This window comes from Robiginitalea myxolifaciens (assembly GCF_900115205.1).
Lineage (GTDB): Bacteria > Bacteroidota > Bacteroidia > Flavobacteriales > Flavobacteriaceae > Robiginitalea > Robiginitalea myxolifaciens.
This window is the reverse complement of the sequence record NZ_FOYQ01000002.1, coordinates 816,392-837,615: the sequence shown is the minus strand read 5'-3', so window position 1 is coordinate 837,615 and position 21,224 is coordinate 816,392. Positions and strand designations below refer to the sequence as shown.

The 21,224-nt window shown below is 49.0% G+C and carries 17 protein-coding genes; 8 read left to right on the top strand and 9 right to left on the bottom strand.

Translation table 11 applies throughout. From position 1 onward, the window contains the following. The first annotated feature begins 41 nt into the window (after positions 1-41). From BM318_RS11710 to BM318_RS11700, 3 genes are read left to right on the top strand one after another with little or no spacing between them, the layout of a single operon-like run. Positions 42-572 (top strand): RNA polymerase sigma factor, encoded by a 531-nt coding sequence (locus BM318_RS11710; RefSeq protein ID WP_262501555.1) that lies wholly within the window; start codon positions 42-44, stop codon positions 570-572. Continuing rightward, positions 556-1,197: a hypothetical protein gene (locus BM318_RS11705; protein WP_245759818.1), complete on the top strand. Its 642-nt coding sequence runs from the start codon at positions 556-558 to the stop codon at positions 1,195-1,197. Before BM318_RS11710 ends, BM318_RS11705 begins: the two co-directional genes overlap by 17 nt. Next, complete coding sequence (locus BM318_RS11700) at positions 1,169-2,692, top strand: hypothetical protein (RefSeq protein ID WP_143099970.1); 1,524 nt, start codon at positions 1,169-1,171, stop codon at positions 2,690-2,692. The genes BM318_RS11705 and BM318_RS11700 overlap by 29 nt, the downstream gene beginning before the upstream one ends. Before the next feature lie 26 nt (positions 2,693-2,718). Here BM318_RS11700 and msrA read toward each other — a convergent pair whose 3' ends face one another. Together msrA and BM318_RS11690 are read right to left on the bottom strand one after the other, a co-directional pair. Continuing rightward, positions 2,719-3,402, bottom strand: a complete 684-nt coding sequence (msrA, locus tag BM318_RS11695; protein WP_092983514.1) for a peptide-methionine (S)-S-oxide reductase MsrA — start codon at positions 3,400-3,402, stop codon at positions 2,719-2,721. A 90-nt stretch (positions 3,403-3,492) separates the two neighbouring features. Next, positions 3,493-4,182: a malectin gene (locus BM318_RS11690; protein WP_092982778.1), complete on the bottom strand. Its 690-nt coding sequence runs from the start codon at positions 4,180-4,182 to the stop codon at positions 3,493-3,495. A 452-nt stretch (positions 4,183-4,634) separates the two neighbouring features. On the opposite strand from BM318_RS11690, the gene BM318_RS11685 reads away from it, so the two are divergent. Beyond that, entirely contained in the window at positions 4,635-4,871 is a 237-nt protein-coding gene (locus BM318_RS11685; RefSeq protein WP_092982777.1) for a hypothetical protein, read from the top strand. A 37-nt stretch (positions 4,872-4,908) separates the two neighbouring features. Here BM318_RS11685 and BM318_RS11680 read toward each other — a convergent pair whose 3' ends face one another. Beyond that, positions 4,909-5,625, bottom strand: a complete 717-nt coding sequence (locus tag BM318_RS11680; protein WP_092982776.1) for an arylesterase — start codon at positions 5,623-5,625, stop codon at positions 4,909-4,911. A gap of 88 nt (positions 5,626-5,713) precedes the next feature. Here BM318_RS11680 and BM318_RS11675 point away from each other — a divergent pair, with 88 nt between their 5' ends. The 4 genes from BM318_RS11675 (at position 5,714) to BM318_RS11660 (ending at position 12,879) form a co-directional block, all read left to right on the top strand. Next, positions 5,714-6,400, top strand: a complete 687-nt coding sequence (locus BM318_RS11675; protein WP_092983513.1) for an ABC transporter ATP-binding protein — start codon at positions 5,714-5,716, stop codon at positions 6,398-6,400. A 17-nt stretch (positions 6,401-6,417) separates the two neighbouring features. Continuing rightward, entirely contained in the window at positions 6,418-8,919 is a 2,502-nt protein-coding gene (locus BM318_RS11670) for an ABC transporter permease (protein WP_092982775.1), read from the top strand. Positions 8,920-9,039: 120 nt separating this feature from the next. Continuing rightward, positions 9,040-9,801 carry an outer membrane lipoprotein-sorting protein gene (locus BM318_RS11665; RefSeq protein WP_092982774.1) on the top strand — a complete coding sequence of 254 codons (762 nt, stop codon included), beginning with the start codon at positions 9,040-9,042 and terminating at the stop codon, positions 9,799-9,801. Between the two features lie 54 nt (positions 9,802-9,855). Beyond that, positions 9,856-12,879 carry a WD40/YVTN/BNR-like repeat-containing protein gene (locus BM318_RS11660; RefSeq protein WP_092982773.1) on the top strand — a complete coding sequence of 1,008 codons (3,024 nt, stop codon included), beginning with the start codon at positions 9,856-9,858 and terminating at the stop codon, positions 12,877-12,879. Positions 12,880-12,917: 38 nt separating this feature from the next. Here the strand turns inward: BM318_RS11660 and BM318_RS11655 are convergent, their stop codons facing one another. From BM318_RS11655 to BM318_RS11630, 6 genes are all read right to left on the bottom strand, one after another. Beyond that, entirely contained in the window at positions 12,918-13,745 is an 828-nt protein-coding gene (locus BM318_RS11655; protein ID WP_092982772.1) for an SDR family NAD(P)-dependent oxidoreductase, read from the bottom strand. 189 nt (positions 13,746-13,934) lie between these two features. Next, positions 13,935-14,525 (bottom strand): Crp/Fnr family transcriptional regulator, encoded by a 591-nt coding sequence (locus BM318_RS11650; RefSeq protein ID WP_092982771.1) that lies wholly within the window; start codon positions 14,523-14,525, stop codon positions 13,935-13,937. Positions 14,526-14,548: 23 nt separating this feature from the next. Continuing rightward, complete coding sequence (locus BM318_RS11645; protein WP_092982770.1) at positions 14,549-15,463, bottom strand: hypothetical protein; 915 nt, start codon at positions 15,461-15,463, stop codon at positions 14,549-14,551. 249 nt (positions 15,464-15,712) lie between these two features. Continuing rightward, a complete protein-coding gene (locus tag BM318_RS11640) occupies positions 15,713-17,269 on the bottom strand; it encodes an amidohydrolase family protein (RefSeq protein WP_092983512.1) in 1,557 nt (518 codons plus the stop codon). Positions 17,270-17,331: 62 nt separating this feature from the next. Beyond that, positions 17,332-19,845, bottom strand: a complete 2,514-nt coding sequence (locus tag BM318_RS11635; RefSeq protein WP_092982769.1) for a M14 family metallopeptidase — start codon at positions 19,843-19,845, stop codon at positions 17,332-17,334. Between the two features lie 40 nt (positions 19,846-19,885). Continuing rightward, positions 19,886-21,103 carry a sensor histidine kinase gene (locus tag BM318_RS11630; protein ID WP_245759817.1) on the bottom strand — a complete coding sequence of 406 codons (1,218 nt, stop codon included), beginning with the start codon at positions 21,101-21,103 and terminating at the stop codon, positions 19,886-19,888. Positions 21,104-21,224 lie beyond the last annotated feature (121 nt).

Sequence of the window (21,224 nt, the reverse complement as noted above, 5' to 3'; positions counted from 1 at the left end):
AACCAACAAAGCTGGAATTTTCGGCCGGAACACAAGAGGAGTTGATCGACCACTGCCGCAGGCACGATCGCAAAGCACAAATGGAGCTCTATCGCAAATACGCTCAGGGCATGTTTTGTGTCGCGATGCGGATGGTACGCAACGAAGCAGATGCAGAGGATTTGATTCAGGAAGCTTTTATAAAAGCCTTTCAGAAACTGGACCAGTTCCAGGGGCAGGTAAGTTTCGGGGCATGGCTGAAGCGTATTGTAGTCAATCGTTGTCTGGATTTTTTGAAAGCGAGAAAGCAGTATTTCGTAGATATCGAGGAACATCGACTGCAACCGGTTACCGCCGACGCCGACTGGGAAGTTAACTATCCCGTAGGCCCTGAAGAGGTGCGCTCGGCTATCGACGCTTTACCCGACAAGTACCGGGAAGTCGTACAGCTTTATCTGATAGAAGGGTATGATCATTCCGAAATCGCCGAAATACTTGGGATAAAGGAAACCACATGCCGGACCCGTTTAATGCGGGGGAAGAGCTATGTGTTAGAACAATTTAACGATAACAATCATGTCGCAGGATCTTAGAGACTTATTCAACGACGAACGCAAACGGAGCTTCGAGATGCCCGAGGGCCACGAATCCCGTTTCGAAAACCGCCTGGAAAAGGCCTTCTCACAAGCTGGGGAGGACAGAGTAGAATCGGCGGAGGTTCCCGTTCGCGAAATCGGAAGCCGCCGGACCAGCCCGTTGCTTTGGCTGGGTATTGCCGCGAGTTGTATTGGCCTGCTCGGGTTTGGTATCTGGATGCTGAGACAACCGGCATCTACCCTTAGCGACCCGCCTAGCCAGCAAGTGGTATCCACAGATACCCTCGAGGTTGTTCCCGGGGTTTCTCTTGGAGATCTGTCGCCGGATTTGAAGAAGGTAGAAACGTATTATACAGCCAGCATCAATCTGGAGTTGGCAAATCTGGAAATTTCAGATGACAATAAAAAAGTTGTCGATGACTTTATGGCTCGTCTTAAGGAGTTAGATGAGGCCTATTCTGAATTGAGTCGCGAATTGAATGAAATCGGACCCAATGAGGAGACCATCAATGCAATGATTCGCAATCTGCAGCTGCGGCTCAATCTCCTACAACAATTAAACGAAAAACTCGAAGAAATTAAACAATCAAAAAATGAAACAGTTACGAATCTCAGTGCATAAGGCACTGCTAATAGGCGCTATTTTCGCTGGCGGAGTCGCCTTTGGCCAGCAAAGTAAAACCTACAGTGAAAAATTCGACGTCGATTCGGATGTCGAAGTGAACCTGAACACCAGTCATACCGATATCGAATTCGAAACCTGGAATCGAAACGAAGTACAGGTAGAGGCGATCATTACGCTGGAAGGGGCATCCGAGGAGGAGGCAGCTCAGTATTTCGAAGACAACGGAATTGAAATAATGGGCAATAGCGCTAAAATCACCGTCAGCACCCGATCCGATTCGCCCTGGGGGTATCGCTTTAATAGTGATATGGATTTTGATTTCGAGATGCCCGAGATTGAAATCCCGGAAATAAACATCCCGGAGTTCGAAATGCCGGAAATCGCCCAAATCATCGAAAACCTGGAGATCCCGGAATTGATGGAGATGGAGGAATTGACCGAAATTGCGGACCTTCCGCCCATGCCAGCTATGCCGCGCATGCCCCGGTTTGATCACGAGGCTTATGAGCGGGATGGAGAGGAATACATGAAAAAGTGGAAGGCCGAAATGAAGGAAGGCTTCGATGAGGATTTCCAAAAGCGTATGGAAGAATGGGCAAAACGTGCAGAAGAGCGCAACAAAGCCCTGCAGGAGCGTCTTAAAGTTCGCTCAGAGGAACGCAAGGCCCGTATGGAAGCCCGTTCGGCTGAGCAGGAACAACGTATCGAGGAGCTGATGCGTCGTCAGGAGGAATTACATAAGAACCGGGCGGAGCATCGGGAGCAGGCGCAGCGTTTGCGCGAACAGGCTCAGGCCCAGTTGGCAGAGGCCCGGGAGCGCTTGCGTTCCGGCGAGGCAAGGACACGTGCTTATTACTTCCAGGGTGCCGGCAAGAACCGCAATTTCACCATTAAAAAGACCATAAAGATCAAAATGCCCAAAGGAGCTCGTTTAAAGCTCAACGTTAGGCATGGTGAAGTAAAACTGGCCGATAACGCAGTCAATATCAAAGCCGATTTAAATTATGCCACACTGCTGGCATCTACGATCGAAGGAGAGAATACCCGGGTTATTGCCCGGTATTCTCCCATTTCGGTGGGTCAGTGGCGATCCGGTAAGTTAAATGCCGAGTTCTCAGACAACGTACAACTGGATCTGGTACGCAGACTTAATCTCTCGGCGAATTCTTCGGATGTAACTATCACGAGGCTGCTCCAGCAAGCCAGTATTGAAAACAATCTGGGGGTTATCCGCATCGGCAGTATCTCCGATGATTTCAAGGAGATGAAGGTGATGGTCCAGAATGGGGATTTCAGCTGTGATTCGCCGGGAAGTGCCTATCGCATTTCGCTCAAGAACAATCAGTCCTCCCTGGACATTCCAACTTCTGTGGTTTGGGATAAAAAACAAGCCGGAAGCTCAGGTTGGAAAAGCGGTTATAGCGGAAACAAAGACGCCGCCAAATCTATCTTAATTGATGCTTCCTACAGTAAAGTGGCTATCAATGAATAAAAACTACACGAACTAGGGGTATTCCACTAGTGTGCATCTTCCTTCAGCAGGTCCGGAAAATTCTCTTTAAACCGGTTTAACCGGGGAATGGAAACATTCTGAACGTAGGGATTGTTCGGATTTCTTTTTTCGTAGTCCTGGTGGTATTCTTCCGCCATGTAGAAGGTATCCAAAGGGGTCACTTCAGTTACTATAGGACGATCGTAAACATTGTTTTCCCGCAGCGCATCCATATAAGCGAGGATTATGTTTTGCTCTTCTTCATTTGAATAAAAGGCAATCGAACGGTATTGAGGGCCACGGTCAGGTCCCTGGCGATTCAGCGTGGTTGGGTCGTGTGAGCCAAAAAAGACCTGTACCAGCTGGAAAAAATTCACCTCTTGTGGATCGTAATAAATTTCTACGGCTTCAGCGTGGCTGGTTCTTCCACTCCCTACATCCCGGTAAGTAGGATCTTTTTCGGTCCCCCCTGCATAGCCTGAGTAAACTTCTTTTACCCCGGTAACGCTTTCAAAAATAGCTTCGACGCACCAGAAACAGCCGGCTGCGAAATAGGCCTTCTTGTATTTTGATAAATCCTGAGCAGTAAGAGAAGTCTTAATTTCTTTTGCCGGTACGGCTTCTGCAGTTTCCTGAGACTTTTTGTCGGTTTTGGACTGGCAGGCAAATGCAGTACTCAGGGCCAGCAATAACAAAAGGGATCGTTTCATAGCATTGTTTTGCATAATTCGATGCAAAATACAAAGCTCAAAACGAACCCTTTCTTACCGGAATGTTAATTTCCGTTAGCTAGTTGCTATCTAATTTCGAACCGCTCCGTCTCCTTCCAGCTCCAATGCTGAAAGTTTCGGATAATCCGTGGTGGCGCTAAAGACAATGTTTAACTCTTCGTCTGTCACCGTTACGATAAAGGTTTTTGTAGTGGCGGTTGCACCTCCGACATCGGCGAACAAGTCGTAATTATCCAGAACGGTGGTGCCTTCTACGGCAACATCGAAAATTCTACTGTTTTCTCCACCTGCTTCGCCGGCACCGGGCTGTCCCCAGAATATTTCGGCAAAATGAAGGATTACGCGGTAATCACCATTGGTGACCGGAATATCGTAACTATACGTACCTCGTATGGCCGAGCTAATGCGTTCGGTCAGATAGATCTCATCCTGATCCGTTTCGGCAATTTCTGTGACATCCGGATTGGTGAAAGGTTCTGAATTTCCATCGGAGAAATACGTATCCTCCAGGAAAATAACATCACCGAACGCTACTTCAGGACCTCCGCTATTGAGCCTGAGGATGGAAGTAGTACTTACATCTGGATCGGGATCGGGATCTGGATCGGGATCCGGGTCAGGATCGGGATCTGGGTCGGGATCCGGCGAGGTAATGGGCGGTTCTTCGGGATCATCACTACTGCATGAGGTAATTGGGGCGGCCAGAAATCCTAAAAAAAGGAACATCAGGGCCATTCGCTGAAGGTTAATCAATTTCATAAGCTAGTGTTTTAATGAATTCCAGGTAGTATTACCTGTGGACGGATTAATGTAAACATATTATGGCTCAGTGTCAATGCTTTAGGGCAATTATAGACGAAATACACAAAATGGGTGTTCATTGAACGATAATTACTGCACTAGCCGGAGTATTTCAGGCAGGCCGGGCGCTGACCGAATCTTTCCAGATTACACCATCCCATTCCCATATAGTATCAGAAGTGTCCAAAAGGGGTATTTCGGAGTTTTTCAACCCTTTTTCAACGGTAAAAACATCGGTTAAAAACACCTTTTTCCGATAAGGGGTTTTGGCCATATGTTCCGTTCGTCGATAGATTTTTACCGATAAACGGAAGTTTTGTCAGATACCGAAAATACTGGGTTGTTCGCCGAATGACCACCCGGTTAAACGGCTTGTGCCCCGTTCAAGTAACAGCTAACAATCCTTAATTATGAAAGCTGTTTTTGCCATTATCGTTTTTACTTTTTCAGTTCAGTTCGCTCAAGCTCAGAATAGCGCTAACGATCAGAAGATCGACGCCATCCAAATGGAGTTGGTTTCCGTTTCTGAAATTCAGGAAAACATCGAAGCTAACGATAAGCAAACTGCCCGTCTGTATCGTCGTGCTGATTCCCGTGTAAAGAAGGCGCTTTCTTTTTCTACCAAGCGTGATAAAGGAGTTGCTTAATCAGCAACTAAATTGAAGCTATCAGGGAAATAAGGATTTAGCTCTTTTCCAATTCCACTTTCAGTACTTCCCAGACATTGTCCGCCAAAATTTGGTGACCTGCTGCAGTAGGATGAATACCATCGTCCTGATTCAATTCCGGGATTCCACCTACACCCTGCAATAGAAAAGGGATCAAGGCCACTTCATACTGGGCTGCCAACTCGGGGAATATCTGTCGGAATTCTCCGGTATATTCCGGACCCATATTGGGCGGCAGTTGCATTCCTGCCAAAACAATCCTCGCCTCAGGATACCGCTCATGAACCCGTTCGATAATCGAGCTGAGGTTTTTGCGCGTTTCGCTCAACGGAATACCGCGCAATCCATCATTGGCTCCAAGTTCCAGTACAAAAACGGAAACAGGCTGCCGCAGTACCCAATCCAGGCGGTTAGCGCCTCCGGAAGTTGTTTCCCCGCTCAAACCGGCATTGACAACACGCATAGGGATTCCCAGAGAATCAAGTCTTTCCTGAATTAGGGCAGGGAAGGCCTGTTCTGGTTCAAGGCCGTAACCAGCGGTCAGGGAATCTCCGAAGAATAAGATGGTGGCTGCATTATCGGCCTGATCTGTGGTTTTCTCCTCCACTTCAGTTACGGCCTCCGCACCCGAAGCTTCATCTGACGTATTCCCGGATTCTTTTTTGGGGTTATCCCCGCAACTGATGAGCAGCAACAGGAAGAAAAAATAACGAAATTTTAAGAAGCTTTGCATGGCGTAGAATTGGAGTTATGGGGGGCTTATCCGTAATTTCAGCGTTTTGAAGCGCCGCGGCCCAGGCAGCGGCCAGTTCTTCATGCCTATGTCAAATATATTAAACGTCAGCGACCTGCATAAGTCGTACCGCAGTGGGGAGAACCGGCTGACTATCCTCGATAATATCAACTTTAGTGTCCCTGCCAGGAGTACTTTTGCCATAGTCGGGCCATCCGGCAGCGGTAAAACCACGCTTCTCGGCCTCTGTGCGGGATTAGATGTGCCGGATTCGGGTACGGTAGAACTCTGTGGCACCTCACTTTCAAGTCTCAACGAAGATGGTCGGGCCAAACTCCGAAGTCAGAAGGTTGGTTTTATCTTTCAGAATTTCCAGTTGCTACCCACTTTGACCGCTCTGGAAAATGTAAGTGTCCCCCTGGAACTTCAAGGGGACAAATCTGCGCGAAATACTGCCATGGACCTATTGGACAAAGTAGGCCTGGGAGAACGCCTTCGCCATTATCCCAGCCAACTATCGGGGGGAGAACAGCAACGGGTTGCATTGGCCCGTGCGTTTGCCAACCGGCCAGAAGTCCTGTTTGCCGATGAACCCACCGGGAATCTCGATGCAGAAACCGGGGATCGCGTCACCGAATTGCTTTTTAACCTCAATCAGGAGGCCGGGACCACCCTGATTATCGTTTCCCACGATATGGACCTCGCCAATAAGTGCGATCGGCAGTTGCGATTAAAGGGAGGGCGCGTATTGGAACCTAACACGGCTTCCCTTTGAATAGTTGGCACCTACAAATGGCCTGGCGAGACGCCCGCTCCAGCCTGAATAGGTTGCTCTTATTCATGGCTTCTATCGTACTCGGTATTGCAGCCCTGGTGGCCATTCAGAGTTTTGGCCTAACCCTGGAGGATACCATATCCGGTCAATCCAGGGAGTTAATGGGAGCCGATTTTTTGGTGGATACCGAATCTGCACCATCCGAAATATTAAACGATACCCTCGCCCAAATCCCGGGAAGACAGGCTCGGGAAGTGAATTTTGTCTCCATGATCTCTTTTGTTGAAAAGCCGGGTACACGGCTGGTTCGGGTACGGGGGATCGAACCCGGCTATCCGTACTACGGACGGGTGGAAACACAGCCTGCTGAGGCCTCGCGTTTTTATAAAGAAGATGGGGGAGCGCTGGCCGATGCTGCACTGATGACCCAATTTAACCTTCAGGTAGGAGATACGCTAAAAATAGGGGAGCTCATGGTTCCAATCCAGGGTAAGATCATTCAGGCGCCCGGGAATACTCAGGTGGCTACTTCGGTGGCACCAGTGGTTTGGTTGCCCTACCGCCTGATTCCGGAAACTCAACTCATACAAACGGGCAGTCGTGTAGGATACAACATTTACTTTAAAGCCGATAAAGGTGCTAACCTTCAGGATATCTACAATCGCTGGGATCCGATTCTGGATGATCTCAATGCAGACATGGACCTGCATACGGATACCAGCCAACGTCTGGGCCGGCGGTTCAACAATGTAGGCCGTTTTCTAAAGCTGGTCGCTTTCATAGCGCTCCTACTGGGCTGTATGGGGATTGCCAGTGCGGTGCATATCTACATGCGGGATAAGCGAAATTCCATCGCTATCCTCAAATGTCTGGGGGCATCCCGGGCCGATACTTTTCGGATCTTCCTCATCCAGATTATCGGGATCGGTATCCTGGGCGGTATTTTGGGAAGTGTTCTGGGGTATGTGCTTCAAGGGGTATTCCCTTTATTCATAGCCGATTTCCTGCCAGTGGAGTTACAATGGGATTTCTATTGGAAACCCCTGGGCTTTGGCTTGTTTCTGGGGATTAGCATGTCTTTGCTCTTTGGGTTGTTGCCGCTGATCCGAAGCTGGTTTGTGAGCCCGCTGGCGGTGCTGCGCATCGATGAGGGAAGTCCCCCGGTTTCAAAGCGCGTCAGCCTCACCGTTATGGTCTTCATCTTTGGGATTTTATGGGGAGTGGCCTATTTGCTGCTCCAGCGCCCAATGCAGGCATTGTGGTTTGTGGTGGGGATGGCTGTTGCTGTTTTAATTCTAGGGGCGCTCACCTGGTTATTGATGCGTCTGATTCGACGCTATTTTCCTAAGGGATGGAGTTTCGAGGCCCGTCAGGGGATTCAGAATTTATTCCGCCCGAATAATCAGACCCTGGTATTGATTCTAGCCATTGGTCTGGGCACATTCTTGATCAGCACGCTTTATTTTACTCAGGATATGCTCCTGGCACGTGCTAAAATCGAAGATCAGACCCCGGCTGCGAACCTCATCCTCCTGGATATACAACCCGGTCAGCAGGAAGGTGTGGCAGCGATAATCGGCTCAGCAGGAATGCCTGTTATGGAAAACATTCCTATTGTGACCCTGCGGCTCGACCAGATTGCCGGGAAATCGGTAGAAAGTATTCGCAGGGATACCACTTCGCGCATAAATCCATGGATCCTGAGCCATGAATTCCGGGTTACCTATCGCGACACCTTAATCGCTTCTGAATCCCTGCAATCCGGGGAGTGGGTCTCGGAGTATTCCGGCGATGGCCCGGTACCCATTTCCTTATCGGACAATGTTGCCCGGGATGCGTTGGTAGGGATAGGGGATACCCTAATGGTTAATGTACAGGGGGTATTAATGCCTACTGTGGTCGGTAGCATCCGGGCAGTCGACTGGGGCCGCATGCAACTCAATTTTTCGATGGTCTTTCCCAGAGGCGTTCTCGAAGAAGCCCCTCAGTTTCAGGTTATGACCACTTATGCCGATAATGCAAATGCCTCTGCCGGACTGCAGCAGCAATTGGTGCAACGCTTTCCGAATATCACAGCTCTGGACGTGCGTCAAATCCTGGATGCTGTAGGGGACATTCTGGATAAGATAGGTTGGATCATCCGGTTTATGGCTTTCTTCAGTATCCTCACAGGGCTAATTGTTTTGCTCGGTGCCGTGCGGACCAGTAAATTTCAGCGCATGCGGGAAGGGGTCTTGCTGAGAACGATCGGAGCGGATAGTCGGCAGATTATCCGAATCAATACCCTGGAATACGTTTTCCTTGGACTCATCGGCAGTATTATGGGCGCCCTGCTCGCCCTGCTCGCTACCCAACTCCTGGCGGTTAGCCTGTTCGAGGTGTCCTTTAATCCGTCCCTGATCCCATTCCTGATTGTGATTCCTGCGATCACACTAATGGTTGTCTGGATTGGACGCGCAAACTCTAAATCGGTTGTAAAGAGCCCACCGTTAGAGGTATTGCGCAAAGAGGGAGTTTAAGCTTCGATTAACTTTTCGGTATTTTCCGATTTATTTTCCGGTGATTCTGTAACAATTCTTATTTTAATCACACCAATAGTCCAGAGACTATTTCAATAAAACACTTCCAAAAAATTTTCAATGAAAACATTACACAAATTAATCATGGTAATCGCTTTGGCGATTGCGATGCCTGCTCAGGCACAAACCGCCGATGAAATCCTCGATACGTATTTCGAGAATATCGGTGGAAAGGAGAACCTTAAAGCCATTAAGGGAATGAAGATGACGGCCAGCGTTAATCAGGGGGGAATGGAAATACCCCTGGAAATCTATCAGATGAGTGATGGGCGCCAGGCTACTGTCATAAAGTTACAGGGACAGGAATTCAAACAAGGGGTCTTTGATGGAGAAAGCCTTTGGGGAACGAATTTCCAGACTGGAAAAGCTGAAAAAAGCGATGCAGAAACTACTGCCAATTTTAAATTGAATACCAACGACTTCCCGGATGCCTTCCTGGATTATAAGGAAAAAGGATATACCGTGGAATTGATGGGAACCGAGACCATCGAAGGAACCGAAACGTTTAAGATTAAGCTGGTTAAGGAACCACTTACCATCGAAGGGGAGACCGTTGAGGACATTTCATTCTACTATTTCGATGCGGAAAACTTTGTTCCGTTGGCGCTGGAATCCCAGATTAATCAGGGACCTGCTAAAGGACAGATGCAATACATTACTTTCTCTGATTACCAGGAAGTAGATGGAATTTACATGCCTTTTTCAATGAGCCAAGGTGTAAAGAATGGTCCATCACAGCCTATCAGCATGACTACTATTGAGCTGAATCCCGAAGTTGATGAAGCCATATTCGCCTTCCCAGAGGAAGTCACCGACAAGTAAAATTACTGCTAAAGGCAGGCTACGGCCTGCCTTTTTTCTTTTAGACAAACCACTATGAGAACACTAGGAATCCTGGCAGGTCTGCTATTATGCCTGCCTGCAACTTCGTATGCCCAGCAAGGAGACACTTTGCGGGTAGACAATTTATTTGGCGACCTCAGGGCTCGCCATATCGGACCCGCCCTGATGAGTGGTCGTATCAACGACCTGGAACTACACCCGTCCAACAATCGCATTATGTATGTTGGTGCTGCCGGTGGTGGCGTTTGGAAATCCGGTGATGCCGGAACCACATTCGCTCCGATTTTTGACGATCACTGCCAGTCTATCGGCGTGGTTACCCTGGATCCCAGCGATCCGGACAATACAATTTATGTGGGAACCGGTGAAACCTGGACCCGAAATAGCGTATCTATTGGATGCGGCCTGTTCCGATCCCAAGATGGAGGAGCCACCTGGGAATCGCTTGGATTTGAAAACAGCGAGCGCATTGCCAATGTCATTGTTCATCCTCAGGATCCTAATACACTTTACGTAGGTGTACTGGGTGCTTTATGGAGCGATAGCGAAGAACGCGGCGTTTATAAATCTACCGACGGAGGCGCCAACTGGGAAAGAATCCTGTATGTGGGGCCTGGAACGGGCGCAGCGGACCTGGCAATGGACCCGACAGATCCCAATACGCTCTATGCTTCCCTATGGGATTTTCGCAGGACAGGCTGGTCCTTTTCCTCAGGGGGAGGCAACAGTGCCCTGTACAAGTCTACCGACGGGGGGCAAAGCTGGAATAAGATTCATAACGGCTTTCCCGAGGGAGATTTGGGCCGCCTGGCGATCGCTGTGGCTCCCTCAAACCCCGATGTCCTCTATACGGTAATCGAAGCCGAAGAGGATACGCGTAAAGGCTTGTACCGTTCAAATGATGCCGGTGCCAGCTGGGAGCAACTCAACAATGATTTTGAGATTACCGTTAGACCGTTCTATTTCTCCCGTATCGTGGTAGATCCACGGGACGAAAATGTTGTGGTTAAGGCCGGACTTAGCGGCTCTATCTCAAGAGACGGTGGTAAAACCTTCCGCAACCTCGGAAACATGCACTCCGATATCCACGATCTGGCATTTGGCATTTCAGATTCAGATATTTTTTATGCCGGTACCGATGGGGGACTGTATCGCAGCTGGGATGGAGGAAACACCATGGAAATTTGCGAGGATCTTCCCTTATCGCAGTTTTACCAAATCAGTGTAGACAATGCAGAACCCTATAACATTTATGGAGGACTTCAGGATAACGGTTCCTGGTACGGACCTTCGGACTCCCCCGGAGGTATCTCTGCCCGGGACTGGAATTCCGTAGGGGCCGGGGATGGTTTCCGCGTATTGAAACACCCTACAAAACCGATAATCTATTCCGAAATGCAAGGGGCGGAAAATGTTTGGAGGTTCGACACGGAGCGCCGTTTGGTCAAGACCATCGAACCACAACCTTCAGCTGGGGCGGAAGATCTTCGGTTTAACTGGAACCCTCCCATGGCGGTAAGCACCCATCAACCGGATCGCTTCTATATGGGCAGCCAGTATTTGCATAAATCTGAAGATATGGGCGATACCTGGGAAGTCATTAGCCCGGATCTTACCACGAACGACCCGGCCAAACAGAACCAGGCCGACAGCGGTGGATTATCTACGGACAACTCCGGTGCTGAGAATCACACCACAATTTTTACGATAGCCGAGTCTCCTTTGGATGAAAATATAATCTGGGTGGGAACCGATGATGGGAATGTACAAATCACCCGCGATGGCGGTAAAACCTGGACCAATACCGTTGCCAATATCCCTGGCCTTCCCGCAAATACCTGGGTATATCATATTGAAGCCAGCGTTCATAACCCGGGAACCGCATATGCGGTATTCGAGGGGCACACAAGTGGCGATATGAATCCTTACGCCTATAAAACCACGGATTTTGGAGCCAGTTGGAAGTCGATCATCACCGACGAGGTAGAAGGGTTTACCCGGAGTATCCAGGAGGATTTTGAGAATCCGGACTTGTTGTTCCTCGGGACTGAATTTGGATTATTTGTTACGCTCGACGGCGGGTTGAGTTGGACGCCATTCCGAAACAATGTTCCTCCCGTAGCTGTACATTTTATAGAATTACAGGAGCAAACCAATGACCTTGTTCTGGGAACTCATGGGCGGGGAATCATTATTATCGATGATATTTCACCCTTGCGTCAATTAAACGCAACAGTGATGGGGGAGACCCTGCACTTTTTCAGCGGGGAGCCCACGGTAATCGATGAAACCGGAGGATTCGGAAGTTCAACGACCTCAACGGAGTTTGTCGGATCCAATCCTACGGACAATGCACAGATCAAATATTTCATGAAAAGCCGGCACACCTTTGGGAAAATGACCATGGAAATCCAGGATATGGAAGGAAACAAAATCCTCGACCTGGAGCCCGGTAAGGCCAAGGGAATCAATATAGTGGAATGGGGGTATACCCGCAGGCAACCAAAAATGGCTAAGGGTAAAACCTTTACTTTCGGAGGCTTTACCTCACCCACGGTACCAGCCGGTTCCTATAAGGCGGTCATCAACAAGGGACGCCAGACCTATGAGTATCCCTTCGAATTGGTATACGCCGACAATGGAATTTCAGCGGAGGCCCGCGAAGCCAAGCATAAGACCACTATGGAACTCTACAACATGACGGAGTCCCTGGCTTATATGGTCTATGAGGTGGATGCCTATATTGCCCAGGCAGAGGCCGCCGGGGATACCCGAGATTTGCGTAAGCTCAATACCTTAAAGGAGAGTTTGGTGATTACCACTGGTGATAACTATGTGGGCAGTGCTGAGCCCCAATTGCGTGAGAAAATGGGCGATTTGTACAGCAAGGTGGCCAGTAGCTATGATGCCCCTTCGGCAGCAGACCTGGAAAATCTCAAGCTTATCCGGGATCGATTTGAGGCCGCTAAAAAAGAGTTCGCCGCGCTTAAGCCTAAGGTAAAAGGCGGAGACGAACTGGAACTCGATAGTTTTGAGGAGTTCCTCTCCAAAGACTAAAGGATATAAAAACCACCAGTGAAAACTGGTGGTTTTTTTTAATAAATCACTTCCGAGGCATGAGCTTGTGAAGCCTTCAAGGCTGCTTCCAGCGCCTCCTGCTTTAGGGTAACTGTCTTCAGGGCAGTTGGCCCCAGGATCAAGCGAAAAGGCCTTTTATCAGTGCTCAGGGTTTGGTAAATCAGTTTGGCAGCCTTTTCGGGATCGCCTTCCTGCTTTCCACTTACTGACTTCAATTTATCTCGAAAAGCACCCGAAGTTTCTTCATAATCAGGCAACCGCATCTCGGCCTCCGGCAATTGGGAGGCAAATTGTGTTCGGAAAGGTCCGGGTTCCACCAGAATTACGTCAATGCCATGCGGAGCCAGTTCGGCCTTCAGCGCTTCGGATAAACCCTCCATGGCAAATTTACTCGCACTGTACATGCCGAATCCAGGAAAGGCATGAACCCCACTATGAGAAGAAAGCTGTACAATTTGCCCGGATTTACGGGCCCGCATGCCTGGAAGAAGCGCCCGGGTTAAGGCGTGCATCGCAAAGAAATTTACCTGAAACAGGTGCAGGGCCTCTTCTTGGGTTGTTTCTTCAATGGCCCCGACGAATCCCATACCGGCATTATTAACCAGAATATCAGGGACTATGCCTTCTTTCCCCAATTTCTGAATCAAGGAGGCTACCTGCTCCGGCATGCCCAAATCTACTACCAGACCAATGGCCCGTCCCGGGTATTGGGCTTCAAAATACTGGGCCTGCTCAGACGACCGGAACGTTGCATAGACGGTATCCCCTGCCTTAATTGCGCATAGGGCCAGGGATTTGCCCAGACCACTCGATCCTCCTGTTATCAACCAACTTCGCTGTTTCATAATATTTACAGATGTTTTTTATGATGTATTGATCAAGTGATCAAGTACCCGACAAAAATGCCCAACAAGCTGGCGGATACCAATGAAGTAGTTCAGGAAAACCGCTTGAACTAGTTTAAGATAATAGTGGGGAGGGAGTTCCGAGAAATTCGAATCTTATAGAAAAGGACTAGGACTCGTAGAAAAGGACTAGCACTCGCTGCTAATCTTTTTCTTGATTTTACTTAGAAATTCCGGGGTCATTCCAAGGTAGGAGGCAATTACTTTCTGGGAAATCCGGCGATCCATTTCGGGATACCTCGCAGCCCATTCCAGGTACCGCGCCTCAGCCGACATGGAAATCCCGGAAAGGGCTCTATGCCGTGAAAAAGCAAAGGCACGCTCCGTGGTTATCCGAAAATATTCACTCAAAGCGTGGATTTCCTTACAAAGGCCTTCAATATCCTTGTAGGCCATTTGAACCAGGGTAGTATCTTCCTGAGCCTCTACAAACAAAGTTGCCGGAGTTTGGGTGATATAACTGTAGAAATCGCTGACAAACCAATCCTCAATAGCGATTTGAACGGTGTGTTCTTTTCCTTCAGGGTCAATGAAATAGGACCGGAATGCGCCTTTGAGAATGTAATTGCGGTACCCGCTAACAAAGCCGGGCTGATCCAGGAACTGTCGTTTTCGGAATGTTTTCACTTCACAAATTGCGAGCAATTTCTCGATTTCACCCTCGGTGAGGGAAACATACCTTTGAATCTGATTGAGGAGGGGTTGGAGTTCGGTCCGCATCGCTTATTGAAAATAAACCCGTTTTAATTCGGAAATACCACCTGGATAGGGTAGGCGGTGTCTACCTGCCGCTTCTCATCTTCGTCCAGATTGGCAATAGACTTTCCGAAGGTGGCAACGGCATATTCGTTGCGAACCGTATTAATAACGCCCAGTAACTGGTCTTTCACCCGCAGGTATTCGCGAAATCGAAGATCGGGGTCTACAGTAACCACAAAGACGGTTTCCGATTTGTAATCGCGGAAGTGCCTTTCTATGCGTTTCTTGATCCAGCCAGGATCGATTTGAACATTATCGATCAGGATTTGTCCTTCCTGGGTGTAGTACAGGCGTAAGGTGCTGGACCCTTCTGCAGGAAAATTAGGCCTGCTGTTAATACTTACCTCCGGTAGTTCTGCGGGTTCCTGTAAGTCGAGTATCCAATAGGTTTGCAAGCGATATAAGGGTAAGTTGAAATCCCTTATCTCCAGCAAGTCCAAAACTACCTGTGCGAGCTGGGAGCGCGTCTTTTCTGAGGCCTGTGGGCCATAGAGTGTTAGCTCAAAAAGCGCCAGTTTTACGCCGCCCTCCGGTCCCGGATCATAGTTGATCAGATTTTCCTGACATTTCAGGGATGCGGTGGAATCTATAGCGGGAAGGCGTTCCATTCGAAAGACAAACTCAAGGCCTAAGTCTCGTTCTATCCGGGAGCCTGAGGCTAATCGCTGGAAAAGATTATAGTAGGATTCTGCGGAGCGGTCCTCCAGGAATCCCTGTGCCACTAATTCATTCTCGTACTGGTCTACCAGGCTGTCCAGAGCTTTGCCCTGGTCGGGATACGCATTTCTAATACATTCGTACACAGCCACTTCCAGTCGCTTCTCCTGGGAGTGTAAATCCGGGATGACCAGGCATGTCATCGCCAGCAGATAAAGGACAAAACGTATTCTCTTGGTCATAGCAAAAGGTGATCTTTACCGAAGATACTAACCGTATGCCGAATAAAGAACTGTTTTTGAGGGATTTGGATTACTTTCTCACTTCAAAAATCTACTTTTTGTCCCTACCCAAATCTTTTACCCTATGATACTCCTGACCTTAGCATTACTTTTCTCCGCAGCAGCCATACAGTTTCGAAACAGGAAAAAGCAGCTTAAAGCGGTGCGTGTGCGCAAGTAATTACCTGCCTCCCAGCATTTAATCGACGATTATTCTTTCCCAGGTTGTTTCAGTTGGAAATTTTCCCGGGCCTTGGCTTCGTCTACCTGGCGTTTGACATCGGCCAGCAGGGCTGGAGCATCGTAGATAATTCCATCTTTGATGGTATAGCGTACTCCTCCCACTCGAACAACTTCGTTATCCTCTGTGAGTTTAATGGCACCTGTTCCGTAAAGTACTTTTAAATTCTCCAACGGATTTTCACCAACCAGCACAAGATCGGCTAGTTTGCCAACGGCTACCGTACCTATTTTATCAGACATTCCGAGGGCTTCTGCCCCGTTAAATGTCGCTGCCCGGATAACCTCCAGGGGATGAAATCCGGCTTCCCTTAGCAATTCCAGTTCCCGAACGTAGGCAAAACCATAAAGCTGATAAATAAACCCCGAATCTGATCCTGCAGTCACCCGGCCGCCTCTATTCTTGTATTCATTGATAAAGGTCATCCACAGCCGGTAATTTTCCTTCCAGGCAACCTCCTGTTCTGTACCCCAATAATGCCAGTAGGAACCGTGGCTTACCTTGCTGGGGGCGTAGAAGCGCCAAAGCGATGGCAAGGTATAATCCTCGTGCCACTCGGCCCTTCGGGCCCGATGCAGATCCCGGCTTGCCTCGTAAATATTAAAGGTTGGATCCAGGGTAAAATCGAGGTCCAGGAGTTCCTTCATTACCGCATTCCAATGCTCGGAATACGGGTCTGCGGCCTGTTGCCATAGATTACCGGCTTGTTCAAAACGATGTTGCTCGTTGGCATAGTTATAGTCGAGGGGATAATCCTGTACCGTCCTGTCTTCAAAAAGGGCTTCCGGTAAGCCGTACCAGTGTTCCATACTGGTCAGGCCGGCACGTGCCGAATTGAGGACATTCCACCGCGCCACATCCATCTGGGCGTGATGGCAGGCCGATCGCAGTCCCAGCTTTTTATTTTCTTCGAGCGCTGCCTGCATAATTTCGGGAGGAGCCCCGAAAAATTTTATACCATCCGCCCCCTTACGGGCGTTTTCCCGCACCCATTCGCGCGCCTGCTCGGGGGTTGAGATTGGACCATCATGCCCCTGTCCAAATCCGGTATAGGCCAGGATACGCGGGGCTACGATACTATTTGCTGCACTCTTTTTCTTCAGGTCCAGAGTAAAATCGACGCCTCTTCCACTGGGTTCCCTTACGGTGGTTATCCCATGAGACATCCAGAGTTTAAAGACGTAATCGGGCTCCGCTCCCTGTGAGGTTCCCCCAATATGTCCGTGCATGTCTACAAATCCGGGTAAGACATACATGCCACTGGCATCGATCTCCTTTCCGCCGGCCTGCAATTGCGGTCTGCGATCCGGGTTAATAGCCACTCCGGGATATCCAACAACCTGAACCCGAGCAATAGTATTTCCCTCAATGACAATGTCTACCGGGCCTATGGGTGGCGCTCCGTTACCATTTATCAGGGTTGCCCCCCGGATAATCAACTGGTCATAGGGGCCCTCGGAGAAATTGCTTTGAGCTGAAATCGCCGAGCTTATTAGCAGCGCAAAAAGAAGTATTGTGGTTCTCATAATATCAGGTTGGTGGTTTGATTTTGGAAGTTGGAATTTGGGTTTTGGAATTTGGAATTTGCCTAGTTCGGTACGCGGATATGATTCCCCAGGAAAATTGCATTCAGGAACAGGCGGTTTGTACCGTACCAACTACCGCGGAAATTAGGATTGTCGGCAAATAGTACTACCCGGCCTCCGCCGAGGCGGCTCACCACGAGCGATGCAGAACCTTTGGCATTTTCCTCCAGGTTCTCTCGCGAAATAAAACCATCGATATGTGGGTTTGGCGTGTACTGAGCTACCGTGCTATAGGCATTTTTACTTGGTTTGAGCCACACTTCATTATTCTTGTACACCGGCAGGTCGGAGCGGGTATAACCAAAGGCCAGGGGATGGCTGAGGTCCAGATCGGCTTTAAGGATAATACCTCCAACACGTTCCCTGCCAGAATTTTCACCGGCATCCCCATATGGCAATCGTTCTACGGTAGCTGTGCTGTCCTTTTTATCGCTGACCAGGGATTCTTTCACCCATTCCTTATCAACCACATAAGAAGTAGCTGTACCTATGGTAATGAGGGTATTCCCTTGCCGTACCCACTGTTTGATTTTTTCCTGCTGGGTCTCGGAAAATCGATAGTTTCCGCTTACCATCACCAGGGTATTGTATCCTTTCAGATCGATACGATCAAAATCGCGTAAAGGAAGTTTGGTTATGGGCATCCCAACACGGGTATCGAGCAGGTGCCATACCTCCCCAGCCTCGTAGGATCGGGTGCCTTCACCTACCAGCATCGCTGCTTTTGGTTTACGCAGGGGATTCATGTAGCGGCTACCTAAATCAACCCCTTTGAGATGATAACCCGATCGTACGCCATCGATTGGAATCTGGAAGCGCGATTGCCCCTCCTGCACGATTTGAAATACGGCATCGGCCGATTTGGACTGAGAAGGGACATGGATGATAACCGCACCGTAATCAAAGGACTTTTCCTGACTGTTTACCCTTGTGGTAAAGGGTTTGAAAGCACTGCTTACAACCAGCCCCTGGGACTGTAAATAGTGTATCAGCGCGGGGGTATTGTAATCATTGCCGTTGACGATATAGGCGTAATCCGATCGTTGCACGGCATCGGGAAGGAAGAGGTCTTCCACACTGGTGAGTTCCTGCCCGGAATTAAAGCTGCGCTGTGGGCGATACGCTATGTTATAAAAGTTCGCTACCGACCAGGCCGACGCATCGTAGAAAACGCTATCCCGGTAGGTGGAATACGTTTCGAAGAAGCTTTGCACCATGCGATACTGCGGTTGATCTGTAGGTACTGTAAATCGGCGATCTCCGTTTCGATATACCTTTACACGATGGATCAGGAGTTTATCCAGAAAGGCCTTTAAGCGGTTGGCATCGTCTTCCAGTTCAAAGGTGTATGCCCGCGTTCGGGAAGCCGCGGCGTTGCGCAATCCACTGGTAAAGAAGAGCTTCTGATAATTGCGTAGATAGTCCTTATTCTCAACGGCAGCTTTTATGGTAGCCATCCCGGAGACCAGTTGATTACGAATGGTAAAAGGGAAGGTAATTTTCCCAAAAGCGGTTCGTTGGGCATGTCCCCGGGAACTCGCTTGTTCAAAAAGCAATCCCAGACCACCTTGAAGGTCCGGATAGGAGGAACCGTATCCGGGGTAGGTTCCGTCGAAAACTTCTTTAGAGAAATACAGGGATCCCAGGCTGTCGTGCGCTTCTACAAAGTATTCCGCAAATTTGTTATTGAGGTCTTCATAGTTTTCCTTCGGCATAATTGGATTTCGAGAGCCGTTGGCTTTCATAGGTTCAAAAAAGTGCGTGCTTTGCGTACCCATTTCATGGAAATCCGTAACCACATTCGGATACCACTGGTGATACCAGTTTAGCTTTCCCCGACTCTCGGGGTTAATTGCGAGCAGCCAATCGCGGTTCAGGTCAAACCAATAGTGGTTGGTTCGTCCTCCCGGCCAGTATTCATTATGTTCAGCATCCTGAGGATCTGTAACCAGGGGATTGCCCCTATAGGTGTTGGCCCATTGCGTATGTCGGTCGCGTCCATCCGGGTTGATCGTTGGATCCAGGAAAATTACCGATTGCTCCCGGAATTTGGCAATTTCAGGGTGCTCCGAAGCAACCATAATGTAGGCGGTAAGCATGGCGGCCTCAGAACTGGAGGGCTCATTGCCATGGACATTGTACCCCAATTGAATAAAAATTGGAAGCTCCGGGTCGCTGGCAGCACTCTGTTGCGGATCGGTGAAGACCAGGTGCCTTTGCTGAAGCGCTTCAATATTTTGCAGGTTTCCTTGCGTCCCTATCCTGAGGATTACCAAAGGCCTTTTTTCGTGGGTATAGCCATATAGTTCAATCTCCGCTCTGGGCGAACTGGTGGCCAGGGTGTTCAGGTAAGCTACAATACGGTCGTGGCGGGTATGGTATTCGCCAACGCCATATCCCAGAAAAGTTTCAGGGCTTGGAACATCCGAATTATAGGGTTCGTACTTTTTTAGAAAATAGTCTTGAGCAGTAACGGAAAAGCTGCACAGCAGGAGCAGCAGTGTAATTTTTTTCATAGGTTCTCGGGTTGGTCCGAGCTTTAAAGATAGAAAATCTTTAGGCGAGCGTATGGAAGGGTGCCTGGGCCGCTTCCTGGAAGTGGATGATGTAGTTGGTTCCTTTCTTGGAGAAATCCCGAATTACATCTCCCTTGAGTTGTCGGCTGAGGTTGTGGATGAGTTTCAAGCCGAGGGATTTGGTAGAAGCCGGAGTTATTTCCTCCGGGAATCCAACTCCGTTGTCCCCGATCCGCAGGATGTATTCTGTTTTGTTTTCGCGTTCGAGCGCAATGGTAATTTCGCCCTCGTCCAGGTCTTTGAATCCGTATTTCAGGGCATTGGTTACCGCTTCGTTTATCAATAGTCCCAGTGGGATCGCCGTATCTATCCCTAACTCAATGTCCGGGATGTCGATATTCAGGCGGATTTTACTTTTAGGCCCTTTAATAGATTTGATCAGGTAAGCACCCAGGTCTTCGACATAGGAGCGGTATTCGATTTTGGCCAAATCGTCGCGCATATAAAGCATTTCGTGCACCATGGCCATGCAAACCACGCGATTCTGGCTTCCCTGCAGCAGGTTCTGTATATCCTTGTCGTCGATCTCCCGGCTTTGCATGCGCAGGAGTGAGGATACCGTCTGCAGGTTATTTTTGACCCTGTGGTGCACCTCTTTCAGCAGCATTTCCTTTTCCTGCATCCGCTGTTCGATCTCCCCTTTGGAGCGGTAAAGTTTGTGGTGCGCACTTAACAAGTTCCTGCCGAACACGCCACCGAGTAGGTATACTGAAAGCATAATGCTGAATAAGGCAAAAAGCTCCCGGGAATTCTCCGGTACAACATTAGATACCCGGCTGAATCCCTCTACACTCTGTGAGTAAATCAAAACCAGGAATACCAGGCTCACGATCAGGTATATCCGCCCGTAAACCCGCGTGGTGACATAGCCGGCAAAGACGAGCACAGCCAGGATAAAGATAAACGGGCTGTTAATTCCACCACTATACAAAACAATGGCTACCGATCCGGCCAGGCCCATAAGCGAGGCAATATTGTACGTCAGGGTCAGGTTCTTATGCGTTCGGAACGCATAGAGGTTAATGAAATTCAATACGACGAACCCCAGAAGGATCCAGGGGATAATTGCGGTGATCTTCAGGAGGAAGTAACACAGGATGGCAAGTACCAGGCAGCAAAGCGTGCCAATGTGGTTTACTTTGAGGAAAAGCTCGGTTTTGTCCTTCAGGCGCTCCCGGAACTTGTCCTGCTTCTTCATTTTTAGGTATAAAGGCTGGTCCTGCATCGGCTTGAATCGGTAGTACAGCGACAAAGGGGGAGCCCGCTGAACCTATTCAGGACGTAAAGCTAAATATGTTTTAGGAGATTACCAACAACGG

Bases quoted from the DNA above. Each gene is read 5' to 3' on its own strand.
- BM318_RS11645 (WP_092982770.1), bottom strand. From the start codon at position 15,463: ATGACCAAGAGAATACGTTTTGTCCTTTATCTGCTGGCGATGACATGC.
- BM318_RS11650 (WP_092982771.1), bottom strand. From the start codon at position 14,525: ATGCGGACCGAACTCCAACCCCTCCTCAATCAGATTCAAAGGTATGTT.
- msrA (WP_092983514.1), bottom strand. From the start codon at position 3,402: ATGAAACGATCCCTTTTGTTATTGCTGGCCCTGAGTACTGCATTTGCC.
- BM318_RS11680 (WP_092982776.1), bottom strand. From the start codon at position 5,625: ATGCAAAGCTTCTTAAAATTTCGTTATTTTTTCTTCCTGTTGCTGCTC.
- BM318_RS11705 (WP_245759818.1), top strand. From the start codon at position 556: ATGTCGCAGGATCTTAGAGACTTATTCAACGACGAACGCAAACGGAGC.
- BM318_RS11685 (WP_092982777.1), top strand. From the start codon at position 4,635: ATGAAAGCTGTTTTTGCCATTATCGTTTTTACTTTTTCAGTTCAGTTC.
- BM318_RS11630 (WP_245759817.1), bottom strand. From the start codon at position 21,103: ATGAAGAAGCAGGACAAGTTCCGGGAGCGCCTGAAGGACAAAACCGAG.
- BM318_RS11660 (WP_092982773.1), top strand. From the start codon at position 9,856: ATGAGAACACTAGGAATCCTGGCAGGTCTGCTATTATGCCTGCCTGCA.
- BM318_RS11665 (WP_092982774.1), top strand. From the start codon at position 9,040: ATGAAAACATTACACAAATTAATCATGGTAATCGCTTTGGCGATTGCG.
- BM318_RS11655 (WP_092982772.1), bottom strand. From the start codon at position 13,745: ATGAAACAGCGAAGTTGGTTGATAACAGGAGGATCGAGTGGTCTGGGC.
- BM318_RS11640 (WP_092983512.1), bottom strand. From the start codon at position 17,269: ATGAGAACCACAATACTTCTTTTTGCGCTGCTAATAAGCTCGGCGATT.
- BM318_RS11700 (WP_143099970.1), top strand. From the start codon at position 1,169: ATGAAACAGTTACGAATCTCAGTGCATAAGGCACTGCTAATAGGCGCT.
- BM318_RS11690 (WP_092982778.1), bottom strand. From the start codon at position 4,182: ATGAAATTGATTAACCTTCAGCGAATGGCCCTGATGTTCCTTTTTTTA.
- BM318_RS11670 (WP_092982775.1), top strand. From the start codon at position 6,418: ATGGCCTGGCGAGACGCCCGCTCCAGCCTGAATAGGTTGCTCTTATTC.
- BM318_RS11675 (WP_092983513.1), top strand. From the start codon at position 5,714: ATGTCAAATATATTAAACGTCAGCGACCTGCATAAGTCGTACCGCAGT.
- BM318_RS11635 (WP_092982769.1), bottom strand. From the start codon at position 19,845: ATGAAAAAAATTACACTGCTGCTCCTGCTGTGCAGCTTTTCCGTTACT.